General features: G+C 51.7%; 13 protein-coding genes. 6 read left to right on the top strand and 7 right to left on the bottom strand.

The genetic code is table 11. The features are described 5' to 3' along the window. Positions 1-26: 26 nt before the first annotated feature. The 3 genes from minE to minC are packed head-to-tail and all read right to left on the bottom strand — an operon-like array spanning position 27 to position 1840. A complete protein-coding gene (gene minE / locus HV350_RS11145) occupies positions 27-293 on the bottom strand; it encodes a cell division topological specificity factor MinE (protein WP_001185666.1) in 267 nt (88 codons plus the stop codon). A gap of 3 nt (positions 294-296) precedes the next feature. Continuing rightward, complete coding sequence (gene minD, locus HV350_RS11150; protein WP_003020956.1) at positions 297-1109, bottom strand: septum site-determining protein MinD; 813 nt, start codon at positions 1107-1109, stop codon at positions 297-299. 23 nt (positions 1110-1132) lie between these two features. Continuing rightward, complete coding sequence (gene minC / locus HV350_RS11155) at positions 1133-1840, bottom strand: septum site-determining protein MinC (protein WP_016153376.1); 708 nt, start codon at positions 1838-1840, stop codon at positions 1133-1135. Positions 1841-1966: 126 nt separating this feature from the next. Between minC and HV350_RS11160 the strand changes: the two genes are divergently transcribed. The 3 genes from HV350_RS11160 to HV350_RS11170 all read left to right on the top strand — a co-directional run bounded on the left by HV350_RS11160 (position 1967) and on the right by HV350_RS11170 (position 3528). Beyond that, complete coding sequence (locus HV350_RS11160; protein WP_016153375.1) at positions 1967-2260, top strand: YcgL domain-containing protein; 294 nt, start codon at positions 1967-1969, stop codon at positions 2258-2260. 69 nt (positions 2261-2329) lie between these two features. After that, positions 2330-2989, top strand: coding sequence for a fumarylacetoacetate hydrolase family protein (locus HV350_RS11165; protein WP_016156786.1), 660 nt, complete (start codon positions 2330-2332; stop codon positions 2987-2989). Between the two features lie 92 nt (positions 2990-3081). Continuing rightward, complete coding sequence (locus HV350_RS11170; protein ID WP_016153373.1) at positions 3082-3528, top strand: YcgN family cysteine cluster protein; 447 nt, start codon at positions 3082-3084, stop codon at positions 3526-3528. Positions 3529-3557: 29 nt separating this feature from the next. On the opposite strand, the gene HV350_RS11175 is transcribed toward HV350_RS11170, so the two are convergent. The 3 genes from HV350_RS11175 to nhaB all read right to left on the bottom strand — a co-directional run bounded on the left by HV350_RS11175 (position 3558) and on the right by nhaB (position 6226). After that, positions 3558-3899 (bottom strand): DUF1971 domain-containing protein, encoded by a 342-nt coding sequence (locus tag HV350_RS11175; protein ID WP_016153372.1) that lies wholly within the window; start codon positions 3897-3899, stop codon positions 3558-3560. 110 nt (positions 3900-4009) lie between these two features. Beyond that, the gene (dsbB, locus tag HV350_RS11180) at positions 4010-4540 is read right to left on the bottom strand and encodes a disulfide bond formation protein DsbB (protein WP_003844060.1); all 531 of its coding nucleotides are present in this window, start codon (positions 4538-4540) and stop codon (positions 4010-4012) included. Positions 4541-4681: 141 nt separating this feature from the next. Next, positions 4682-6226: a Na(+)/H(+) antiporter NhaB gene (gene nhaB / locus HV350_RS11185; protein ID WP_029139569.1), complete on the bottom strand. Its 1545-nt coding sequence runs from the start codon at positions 6224-6226 to the stop codon at positions 4682-4684. Between the two features lie 236 nt (positions 6227-6462). Between nhaB and fadR the strand changes: the two genes are divergently transcribed. Next, positions 6463-7182: a fatty acid metabolism transcriptional regulator FadR gene (fadR, locus tag HV350_RS11190; RefSeq protein WP_016153370.1), complete on the top strand. Its 720-nt coding sequence runs from the start codon at positions 6463-6465 to the stop codon at positions 7180-7182. A gap of 75 nt (positions 7183-7257) precedes the next feature. Here fadR and HV350_RS11195 read toward each other — a convergent pair whose 3' ends face one another. Further along, the gene (locus tag HV350_RS11195; RefSeq protein WP_003833557.1) at positions 7258-8790 is read right to left on the bottom strand and encodes a SpoVR family protein; all 1533 of its coding nucleotides are present in this window, start codon (positions 8788-8790) and stop codon (positions 7258-7260) included. 322 nt (positions 8791-9112) lie between these two features. On the opposite strand from HV350_RS11195, the gene HV350_RS11200 reads away from it, so the two are divergent. Together HV350_RS11200 and dadX are read left to right on the top strand one after the other, a co-directional pair. Continuing rightward, positions 9113-10411, top strand: coding sequence for a D-amino acid dehydrogenase (locus HV350_RS11200; RefSeq protein WP_016156783.1), 1299 nt, complete (start codon positions 9113-9115; stop codon positions 10409-10411). A gap of 12 nt (positions 10412-10423) precedes the next feature. Beyond that, positions 10424-11494, top strand: coding sequence for a catabolic alanine racemase DadX (gene dadX, locus HV350_RS11205; RefSeq protein ID WP_103928301.1), 1071 nt, complete (start codon positions 10424-10426; stop codon positions 11492-11494). Positions 11495-11534: the final 40 nt, after the last annotated feature.

The raw sequence follows: 11534 nt of genomic DNA on the forward strand, positions 1-11534 counted from the left end.
CAACTATAACTCACTGAGCAAAGCCGTTATTTAGACTCTTCAGCTTCAGGTAATGTCACGTTAAGTTCGAGGATAGATATATCGCCGTCTTTTTGTTCAAGCTGTACGGTGACCATTTCGGGATCAATTTGTACATACTTGCAGATAACCTCGAGAATATCTTTCCTCAGTTGCGGTAAATAATGTGGCTCGGCGTCACTACGACGACGTTCCGCAACAATAATCTGCAGGCGCTCTTTAGCGATGTTCGCTGTGCTCTTTTTCCGCGAGAGAAAAAAATCCAGTAATGCCATAACTTATCCTCCGAACAGGCGTTTGAGGAAACCTTTCTTCTCTTCTTCAATGAAGCGGAAAGGACGTTCTTCTCCCAACAGACGGTCTACGGTATCAGCATAGGCTTTACCGGCATCAGCATTGATGTCGAGAATAACCGGCTCACCCTGGTTAGACGCGCGCAGGACTGACTGATCTTCAGGAATCACGCCAACCAGCTTGATTCGCAGAATTTCCAGTACGTCTTCCATGCTCAGCATGTCACCTTTATTTACGCGGCCAGGGTTGTAGCGCGTCAGCAACAAATGCTCTTTAATCGGATCCTCACCGTTTTCCGCACGACGAGATTTCGACGCCAGAATACCCAGAATACGGTCAGAGTCACGTACAGAGGAGACTTCCGGGTTAGTGGTGATAATCGCTTCATCGGCAAAATACAGGGCCATCAGCGCGCCGGTTTCAATACCCGCTGGGGAGTCGCAGACGATGAAATCGAATTCCATCGTTTTCAGGTCGTCCAGAACTTTCGCGACGCCTTCACGCGTCAGCGCGTCTTTATCGCGAGTCTGTGAGGCCGGAAGAATAAAGAGATTTTCGGTACGCTTATCTTTGATTAACGCCTGATTTAACGACGCATCGCCCTGAATAACGTTGACGAAGTCGTAAACGACGCGGCGTTCACAACCCATAATCAGATCGAGGTTACGCAGGCCGATATCAAAATCAATAACGACAGTTTTCTTTCCCTTCTGGGCCAAACCTGTAGCGATGGCCGCGCTGGAGGTGGTTTTGCCAACGCCCCCTTTACCCGAAGTAACAACAATAATGCGTGCCATAGAAATTCCTTGTTAAAAAGGGATCAATTCAACGGTTGAACTGTCAAAGCGTTCTCTGCTAATTGCAGACGGGCCGCTTTGCCATAAAATTCTGCTGGGATTTTATCACTCAGCCAATAAACACCTGCGATAGACACCAGTTCTGCCGTCAGATGGGTACAAAAAATTTGCGCTTCACGATCGCCGCTTGCACCTGCCAGCGCACGGCCTCTCATCATTCCATAAACATGAATATTGCCATCAGCGATAAGCTCTGCGCCCGCACTGACGTGGCTTGTAACAATCAGATCACATTGTGGAGCATAAATGCGCTGACCGGAACGAACCGGCACATTTATTAATCGTGTTTTTGTGATGGGAGTAACGTTTTGCGGCGGAGCGACGGGAGCCGGGACCTCAACAGGCGCAGGACGAATAGCTTTTTCTTTACCTTCAGTCAGTAAAGGAAGACCCATTTCGTCGATTTCTGCCTTTAGTCTGGCGTCTTTGCATCCGCTAACGCCAATAATGCGCAATCCGGTAGACGCGACCACTTTCTGCAGCGCTGACCAGTTTACCGGGCTTTCAAGACCACTCACGTTAACCACCACGGGAGCATGTTTTAAAAAAGCCGGTGCCTGCGCGATTTTGTCTTCCAACGCCTGACGAATAACCTCGGGTTCTGCTTCATGTAAATGAACCACTGATAAGGTGAAGCTACTGCCTTTAAGCTCGATTGGCGTGTTTGACATCCTGGCCTTACTCAATTTGCTATTTATCATCCCCAGCGCGGGGTGATATTCCGAAGACTATAAGGCATGTTATAGTCAGTATTATATTGAGGCAAGCCAACATTCCGTGAATTCAGAGTAAAAGATATGTTTTGTGTGATCTACCGAAGCAGCAAACGTGACCAGACCTATTTATATGTCGAAAAAAAAGACGATTTCTCGCGCGTTCCTGAAGAACTGATGAGAGGATTTGGTCAGCCGACGCTGGCAATGATGTTACCGCTTGATGGGCGAAAAAAATTAGTTAATGCCGATCTTGAAAAAGTAAAACAGGCCCTGACCGAGCAGGGCTATTATTTACAAATACCCCCGCCGCCAGAAGATTTACTTAAACAGCATCTGGCAGCGGCAAAACAAAATACACCAGACGCTAAACGTTAAACTGCATCCGGCAGCAGCACGTTCCATCGATGCAGTACCTGAAATCTATGACTACGTTAGGGGAAAGTAATGTATCAACATCACAACTGGCATGGTGCTCTGCTGGATTATCCGGTGAGTAAGGTGGTTTGCGTAGGGAGTAACTATGCCAACCATATTAAAGAGATGGGCGGAACCACCCCGGAAGAACCGGTTCTGTTTATTAAACCGGAAACCGCGCTGTGCGATTTGCGCCAGCCGCTGGTGATCCCATCTGATATGGGGTCTGTCCACCATGAAGTTGAGCTGGCTGTGCTGATTGGCGCGACCCTGCGGCAAGCGACAGAAGATCATGTGCGCAAAGCCATCGCCGGTTATGGTGTCGCGCTGGATCTGACCCTGCGCGATATTCAGGGCAAAATGAAGAAGGCGGGGCAGCCATGGGAAAAAGCGAAGGGTTTTGATAACTCTTGCCCGCTGTCTGGATTTATTCCGGTGGCGGAGTTTAACGGCGATCCGCAGGATACGATGCTTGGATTAACGGTCAACGGTGAAACTCGCCAGCACGGCTCCACGGCGGACATGATCCATCACATCGTTCCCTTGATTGCTTATATGAGTCGTTTCTTTACCCTCAAAGCGGGCGATGTGGTGCTAACGGGAACGCCAGCAGGCGTGGGACCTTTAAGCAGCGGCGACGAACTGGCCATCAGTTTTCACGGTCAAACGCTAACAACCCGCGTGCTGTAATCTCTGCTTGCCGCCTTTTCGGGCGGCAAAACTTGCATCAGCGTGCCAGACTGGTTATAAGGTGCAGCTTTATTGCAATAGCGGAAACCCTGATGAGCGACATACCTTTCTGGCAAAGTAAAACCCTTGATGAAATGACCGATGCCGAGTGGGAGTCATTATGTGACGGGTGCGGTCAATGCTGCCTGCATAAGCTGATGGATGAAGATACTGACGAAATCTACTTTACCAACGTCGCCTGTCGTCAGCTCAACATTAAAACCTGCCAGTGTCGTAATTACGAACGTCGATTCGAGTACGAGCCTGACTGCATCAAACTGACGCGTGATAATCTGCCGACTTTTGAATGGTTGCCGATGACCTGCGCCTATCGTCTGCTCGCAGAAGGAAAAGGGCTACCGGAGTGGCACCCGTTGCTGACAGGATCAAAAGCGGCGATGCACGGTGAACGTATCTCGGTTCGTCATATTGCGGTGAAAGAATCGGAAGTGCGTGACTGGCAGGATCATATCCTGAACAAACCTTCATGGGCGGACTGACCCGCCCATCGATTAGCAGGCGTTAAGGGTTAAGACTTTTTCGCCTGATACATCTCATCGGAGTGGTTGTCATCTTCCACCCAGAAGTTAATGTTGAATTGCGCATCGTCGCTTAATTCAACGCGGTGCCAGTACTGCGGTGGGCTGGTCGCGAACTGACCGGCATTAATCACCACTTTCACTTCAGGTTCTTTTGCGTCTTCATTGGCAAAGCCATAATACGTTACCGTACCTTCCATCACGCAGAGCTGTCCAAACACGCCTGCTGCGGTGTTATGGTGAGAAAGAAGTGCTGCCGGGACGTTGTCTTTGGTAAAGAAGGGAGTAGAGCGTTTTACTTTCCAGTTTGCCGGGATGCGTAAATGGGACATCAGACATCTCCTTGGTGTGGCATCTATAAGATGCATTTAATATACATCTTATAGATGCCAGCAGGCAATGAATTTAAGGCAAAAAAAACGCTCCCGAAGGAGCGTCTCTGTTAGCGACCGAAGAGGTCACGTTTTTTCGGTTTAAACGGCTGTGCTATGACTACCAGCACGGCGACCACCAGGTAAGCGGCGAAGATCCCCAACAGCCACTGTGGCATTTCCAGGGTTAAAAAAGACCACTGGCGTTCAGCACAGTCACCGGATGCTAAAAACACCTGCGGCAGCCATTTGTCCAGCGGCAGCCAGCTCGGGAAGCGTGCGGCAAAATCACAGGTCATAAACGGTGATGGGTGCAACTGAATCATGGTGTGCTCATACGCTAACTGCAGTCCGCGCCAGGCACTGTAAATCCAGATAATCATCGCCACATAGCGCAGCGGCGTTTTTGGTGCGATAGCCCCCACCAGCCCCGCGCCCATCACGCCAAATAATGCGCTACGTTCGTAAATACACAACACGCAAGGTTTTAGCAGCATGACGTGCTGGAACCACAGCGCGACAAGCTCCAGCGCAAAGGCGGTTAACGCCAACAATAACCATGCACCACGACCTCGGGAGCACTGGTTTAAAAATCGCAACATAATAATTTCCCTGCAACATGCGTAGAGAGCGCAGTTTAAACCAATTCAATTTATGCGCCACTAGCAGGAATTGAAAATTTGAGTAATCGGATAATTATCATGCAAAAAGTCAAACCGGGCAGTGATTTGCCCGGTAAATTGTTATGAAAGTGTAGCTAACCAGCCCGCCTGGGTCATCCACTCAGTCACCGGTACAAGCGTGAACTCGACGCAAAGCAGACCAACCAGCGTCAGGACGAGAGTATAAGGCAGAGCCATCCACACCATGCGGCCATAAGAGAGTCGAATCAATGGTGCCAGCGCGGAGGTCAGCAGGAACAGGAATGCCGCCTGGCCGTTTGGTGTAGCAACGGAAGGCAGGTTAGTCCCGGTATTGATCGCCACCGCTAACAGCTCAAATTGGTTAAGGCTGATGGTCCCATGTTCCAACGCGGCTTTGGCTTCGTTAATGTAAATGGTGCCGACAAACACGTTATCAGAGATAGAAGACAGCAGGCCGTTAAAGAGATAGAACAGCGTCAGTTGAGCATGTTCAGAGGACTGCAAAACAAACTGAATAATCGGTGAAAAGAGCTGTTGATCGATAATCACCGCAACGATAGAGAAGAACACGGTCAGCAGGGCGGTGAAAGGCAGCGACTCGGTAAACGCTTTACCAATCGCGTGTTCGTCAGTAACGCCGGTCAACGACGTGGCCAGGATAATGACGGACAGACCGATTAATCCGACTTCCGCCAGATGCAGGGCCAGGGCAACCACCAGCCAGATACCGATAATCGCCTGGACAATCAGTTTGATTTTTTCCTGACGAGTACGCTGCTGACGGCTTTGATCGTCAAACTGTTGCAGGACATCGCGGACGGTCTCCGGCAGCGTTTCGCCATAGCCAAACCAGCGCAATTTCTCAACCAGCATGCAGGTTAACAGGCCGCAAATCAGCACCGGGACGGTGACCGGCGACATGCGCAGGAAAAAGTCACCAAAATGCCAGCCAGCCGCTTTGGCGATAATCAGGTTTTGCGGTTCGCCGACCATAGTCATTACGCCGCCTAACGCCGTACCGACACCCGCATGCATCATCAGGCTGCGTAGAAAACCACGGAACTGCTCCAGTACGACCTTATTGTGCTGATCGATATGGCTGTCATCGAGCATATTGTTGTCTTCCGTGCGGGAAGAGGCGAAACGATGGTAGATACCATAAAAACCAACCGCTACGCTGATTACCACGGCAACGACGGTCAGCGCATCCAGGAATGCAGAAAGGAAGGCGGCGGCAACGCAAAATGCCAGCGACAGCAGCATCTTGGAGCGAATCGTAAGCAGTAGGCGGGTGAAAATAAACAGCAGCAACTGCTTCATAAAGTAGATGCCAGCCACCATAAACATCAGCAGCAACAGCACCTCAAGGTTAGCGGCAACCTCTTCACGCACATGTGTGGCACTGGTCATGCCGATGATGACCGCCTCGATGGCTAGCAGCCCGCCTGGTAGCAGCGGGTAACATTTTAACGCCATCGCCAGCGTAAAAATGAACTCGGCCACCAACAACCAGCCCGCAATAAAGGGATTGATGAAAAATATAACCGGGTTAACGACTAAGAAAACGAGTAGTGCAAGTTTGTACCAGTCAGGTGATTGACCTAAAAAATTGCGCCACATAGCGCGGCCCCATGATAGCTCCATGGTGATTTCCCTACCTTTAAAAATGAAATCATGTTTTTATGTTTGACCGCAAAGCTTAGCGGGAGGAGGGAGTACAGGCAAGCTATTCACGCGACGGACAAGGCTGGCTGTGCTTCAGCGTAATCTGGAAAATGAAGCCTTGATCCACTTTTTCTTCATTGCGTCAGCTATCAGCCATGTAGCCCGTCTGGTATGATAACTGTAACTATGTTTTGCTGTGTAATGGAATTATCACTATGGTCATTAAGGCGCAAAGCCCGGCTGGGTTCGCGGAAGAGTACATCATTGAAAGTATCTGGAATAACCGCTTCCCACCTGGCACTATTTTGCCTGCTGAACGTGAACTCTCTGAACTGATTGGAGTGACACGTACCACGTTACGCGAGGTATTACAGCGTCTGGCGCGGGACGGCTGGTTGACCATTCAACACGGCAAGCCGACGAAGGTGAATAACTTCTGGGAAACCTCCGGGCTAAATATCCTTGAAACGCTGGCGCGTCTCGATCACGAGAGCGTGCCGCAGCTTATTGATAATCTGCTGTCCGTGCGTACCAACATCTCGACGATCTTTGTTCGTACCGCGTTTCGCCAGCATCCTGATAAAGCGCAGGAGGTTCTGGCAACGGCAAATCAGGTGGCCGACCATGCTGATGCGTTCGCCGATCTGGACTATAACATTTTCCGCGGTCTGGCATTTGCCTCTGGCAATCCGATTTACGGTTTGATCCTCAATGGAATGAAGGGATTATATACCCGCATTGGCCGCCATTATTTCGCCAATCCGGAAGCCCGCGCGCTGGCGCTGAGCTTTTACCGTAAGCTGTCAGAACTTTGTGATCAGGGTGCTCATGAGCAGGTATATGAAACGGTGCGTCGCTATGGTCACGACAGCGGCGAGATTTGGCATCGTATGCAGAAAAACCTGCCGGGCGATTTAGCTATTCAGGGGCGCTAATCGCACCTTATCCGGCCTACGAAATGCGTTGTAGGCCGGATAAGACGTTTTCGCGTCGCCATCCGGCAATAAGATTTACAGACCGTTCATCCTCGGCGGGCAACGCTCCAGCAGTTCCACACTGCCGTCTTCATTCTGCTGCTCCAGCATTACGTCAAAACCCCAGAGCCGGTGCACATGCTTGAGCACCTCTTTGCGTCCTTTATCCAGCGGAGCGCGATTATGCGGAATATAGCGCAAGGTGAGCGAGCGGTCGCCGCGCAGATCGACATTCCAGATTTGAATATTCGGCTCAAGGTTGCTCAGGTTATATTGCGACGACAGCCTGTTGCGGATCTCACGATATCCTTCCTCGTTGTGAATCGCGGAAATCTCCAGATAATTATGACGATCGTCATCCAGCACGGTGAACAGGCGGAAATCACGCATAACCTTCGGTGACAGAAACTGGCTGATAAAGCTCTCATCTTTGAAATCGCGCATCGCGAAATGCAGGGTTTCCAGCCAATCAGAACCCGCTATATCCGGGAACCAGTATTTGTCCTCTTCGGTAGGCGACTGACAAATTCGTTTAATATCCTGGAACATGGCAAAACCCAGAGCATAGGGATTTATCCCGCTATACCACGGGCTGTTGTACGGCGGCTGGAATACCACGTTGGTATGGCTATGTAAAAACTCCAGCATAAACCGTTCGGTGACTTTACCTTCGTCATAAAGGTGATTAAGGATGGTGTAATGCCAGAAAGTGGCCCACCCTTCGTTCATCACCTGGGTCTGTTTCTGCGGATAAAAATACTGGCTGACCTTGCGCACAATGCGCAGCACTTCGCGTTGCCAGGATTCCAGCAGCGGGGCGTTCTTCTCCATGAAGTACAGAAGGTTCTCCTGCGGTTCAGAAGGATAACGTCGGGCTTCCGCAACGGTTTTCTCTTCCTCTTTCTTCGGCAGCGTACGCCACAACATATTGACCTGGCTTTGCAGATACTCTTCACGGCTTTTCTGTCGGGCTTTCTCTTCCTGTAGGGAGATTTTTTGCGGGCGTTTGTAACGATCCACGCCGTAGTTCATCAGCGCGTGACAGGAGTCGAGGAGCTTTTCGACTTCATCCACGCCGTAACGCTCTTCACACTGGGTAATATAGTTTCGCGCGAAGATCAGGTAATCAACGATGGAGCTGGCATCCGTCCAGCTACGGAACAAATAGTTGTTTTTAAAGAAGGAGTTATGTCCGTAGCAGGCATGCGCCATCACCAACGCCTGCATGGTGATGGTGTTCTCCTCCATCAGATACGCGATACACGGATTGGAGTTGATAACAATCTCATAGGCCAGCCCCTGCTGACCATGTTTATACAAACGCTCGGTTTCAATAAATTTTTTACCAAACGACCAGTGAGGATAGTTGATTGGCATCCCGACGCTGGAGTAAGCGTCCATCATTTGTTCGGAGGTGATCACCTCGATTTGGTGCGGGTAGGTATCCAGTCTGTAGAGTTTCGCCACGCGGTCTATTTCCGCCAGATAGACATCCAGCAGATCAAACGTCCAGTCGGGTCCATCGCTTAACCGTGTGCTGTCCTTGTTCATGGAATCAATCGTAGCCATTCGCGCACCCTCATTGTTGGCGGCACTCTCTGTCTGGAGTACCTCATTTCAAGCATAGATCATGGTGTTAAAAAACGTGCTGCGGCTGAAATTTTTTCTTTGCGATTTCTTGTTAGCGAGGCGTCGAAAAACGGTATGGCCGCAAAATTTTATGCTGGATAAAAATAACGCACAGCAGGAGATACCAAAGCAGGGAGTTCCCCGCCATCACCGCCATATGTGAGATAAGTCACCATAAAAAAGCCATATGTTGAATAATATTTTCAACTGAGTTATCAAGATGTAATTAGATGATTGTTCTTTTACTGTTAACGGAGTGGCTATGCGAGTTGTCATACTGGGAAGTGGTGTCGTCGGCGTGACCAGCGCCTGGTACTTAAGTCAGGCTGGACACGAAGTCACCGTCATTGATCGTGAACCCGGTCCGGCACTGGAAACCAGTGCGGCGAACGCGGGGCAAATCTCTCCAGGTTATGCAGCACCCTGGGCGGCGCCAGGCGTCCCGCTTAAAGCAATTAAATGGATGTTTCAGCGCCATGCGCCGCTGGCCGTTCGCCTCGACGGGACGCAGTTCCAGTTGAAATGGATGTGGCAGATGCTACGCAACTGCGACACCAGCCATTACATGGAAAACAAGGGCCGGATGGTGCGACTGGCGGAATACAGCCGTGATTGCCTGAAAGCGCTACGCGCCTCTACCGGTATCGAATACGAAGGACGCCAGGGCGGAACGTTACAGCTGTTCCGTACCGCTCAACAGTATGAGAACGCGACCCGCGACATCGCCGTCCTCGAAGACGCCGGCGTGCCGTATCAGCTCCTGGAAGCAAGCCGCCTGGCGGAAGTTGAACCGGCGCTGGCGGAAGTGGCACACAAGCTGACCGGCGGTCTGCGTTTACCGAATGACGAAACCGGTGACTGCCAGCTGTTTACCCAGCGTCTGGCGCTGATGGCGGAGCAGGCGGGTGTGAAATTTCGCTTTAATACTCCGGTCGATAAGCTGTTGAGCGATGGTGAGCAGATTTATGGCGTTCAGTGTGGCGAGGAGATAGTCAAAGCCGATGCCTATGTGATGGCATTCGGCTCGTACTCTACGGCGATGCTGAAGGGGATCGTTGATATTCCGGTCTATCCGCTCAAAGGCTATTCATTGACCATTCCGGTGGCGCAAGATGACGGCGCGCCGGTTTCAACGATCCTTGATGAAACCTACAAAATCGCCATTACCCGCTTTGATAATCGTATTCGCGTTGGCGGCATGGCGGAGATTGTCGGCTTCAATACGGAATTGCTGCAACCCCGTCGTGAAACGCTGGAGATGGTCGTTCGCGATCTCTTCCCACGCGGTGGGCATGTGGAGCAGGCAACCTTCTGGACCGGGCTGCGTCCGATGACGCCGGACGGTACGCCAGTGATCGGGCGAACGCGCTTTAAGAATCTACTGCTTAATACCGGCCACGGCACGCTGGGCTGGACCATGGCCTGCGGTTCGGGTCAGTTGCTGAGCGACATTCTGTCTGGCCGCACACCAGCCATTCCTTACGACGATCTGAGCGTGGCGCGTTACAGCCCGGGGTTTACCCCATCTCGTCCACGGCATTTACATGGCGCACATAACTGATAAGGACGTGAGATGACTCGCCCGATACTGGCCAGCATTGACCTGCAGGCGTTGAAACAAAACCTGACCATTACCCGCCAGGCCGCGCCGGACGCCCGCGTCTGGTCGGTGGTAAAAGCCAATGCATACGGACACGGCATTGAACGTGTCTGGAATGCGCTGGGCACAACCGACGGTTTTGCCATGCTCAATCTTGAAGAAGCGATAACCCTGCGTGAGCGCGGGTGGAAAGGCCCGATACTCATGCTGGAGGGATTTTTCCACGCCGAAGACCTGGTGGTGTATGACAAATATCGTCTGACCACTTGTGTACACAGTAACTGGCAATTAAAAGCGCTGCAGAATGCGCGCCTCAACGCGCCGCTGGATGTTTACCTGAAGGTGAACAGCGGCATGAACCGACTGGGTTTTTTACCGGAAAGAGTATCAACGGTCTGGCAACAGCTGCGGGCAATGCCCAACGTCGGTGAAATGACGCTGATGTCCCACTTTGCAGATGCGGAGCACCCGGAAGGTATTCAGGAAGCTATGGCGCGGATTGCACAGGCGACAGAAGGGCTGGAGTGCAGACGGTCGCTGTCCAATTCGGCCGCCACGCTGTGGCACCCTGAAGCACATTATGACTGGGTGCGCCCGGGCATTATTTTGTATGGCGCGTCACCTTCGGGACAGTGGCGGGACATCGCCAATACCGGCCTGAAACCGGTCATGACCCTGAGCAGCGAGATAATCGGCATACAGACGCTGAAAGCAGGAGACCGGGTGGGCTACGGGGGACGCTATACCGCTAGCGGCGAGCAGCGCATTGGCATTGTGGCAACCGGGTATGCAGACGGTTACCCGCGCCATGCGCCAAGCGGAACGCCGGTGCTGGTGGACGGCGTACGCACGACAACGGTGGGGACGGTCTCAATGGATATGCTGGCGGTAGATCTGACACCGTGTCCGCAGGCGGGGATCGGGACGCCGGTAGAGCTGTGGGGCAAAGAGATTAAAATTGACGATGTGGCCAGCGCCGCGGGTACGGTGGGCTACGAGTTGATGTGTTCTCTGGCGCTGCGCGTGCCGGTTGTGACGGTGTAGCGTATCTGAAGCCGGATGTCGACGCTGATGCGTTTCATCC

It is taken from the genome of Citrobacter sp. RHBSTW-01013, from assembly GCF_013781985.1.
Lineage (GTDB): Bacteria > Pseudomonadota > Gammaproteobacteria > Enterobacterales > Enterobacteriaceae > Citrobacter > Citrobacter braakii.

Bases quoted from the DNA above. Each gene is read 5' to 3' on its own strand.
- minE (WP_001185666.1), bottom strand. From the start codon at position 293: ATGGCATTACTGGATTTTTTTCTCTCGCGGAAAAAGAGCACAGCGAAC.
- minD (WP_003020956.1), bottom strand. From the start codon at position 1,109: ATGGCACGCATTATTGTTGTTACTTCGGGTAAAGGGGGCGTTGGCAAA.
- minC (WP_016153376.1), bottom strand. From the start codon at position 1,840: ATGTCAAACACGCCAATCGAGCTTAAAGGCAGTAGCTTCACCTTATCA.
- HV350_RS11160 (WP_016153375.1), top strand. From the start codon at position 1,967: ATGTTTTGTGTGATCTACCGAAGCAGCAAACGTGACCAGACCTATTTA.
- HV350_RS11165 (WP_016156786.1), top strand. From the start codon at position 2,330: ATGTATCAACATCACAACTGGCATGGTGCTCTGCTGGATTATCCGGTG.
- HV350_RS11170 (WP_016153373.1), top strand. From the start codon at position 3,082: ATGAGCGACATACCTTTCTGGCAAAGTAAAACCCTTGATGAAATGACC.
- HV350_RS11175 (WP_016153372.1), bottom strand. From the start codon at position 3,899: ATGTCCCATTTACGCATCCCGGCAAACTGGAAAGTAAAACGCTCTACT.
- dsbB (WP_003844060.1), bottom strand. From the start codon at position 4,540: ATGTTGCGATTTTTAAACCAGTGCTCCCGAGGTCGTGGTGCATGGTTA.
- nhaB (WP_029139569.1), bottom strand. From the start codon at position 6,226: ATGGAGCTATCATGGGGCCGCGCTATGTGGCGCAATTTTTTAGGTCAA.
- fadR (WP_016153370.1), top strand. From the start codon at position 6,463: ATGGTCATTAAGGCGCAAAGCCCGGCTGGGTTCGCGGAAGAGTACATC.
- HV350_RS11195 (WP_003833557.1), bottom strand. From the start codon at position 8,790: ATGGCTACGATTGATTCCATGAACAAGGACAGCACACGGTTAAGCGAT.
- HV350_RS11200 (WP_016156783.1), top strand. From the start codon at position 9,113: ATGCGAGTTGTCATACTGGGAAGTGGTGTCGTCGGCGTGACCAGCGCC.
- dadX (WP_103928301.1), top strand. From the start codon at position 10,424: ATGACTCGCCCGATACTGGCCAGCATTGACCTGCAGGCGTTGAAACAA.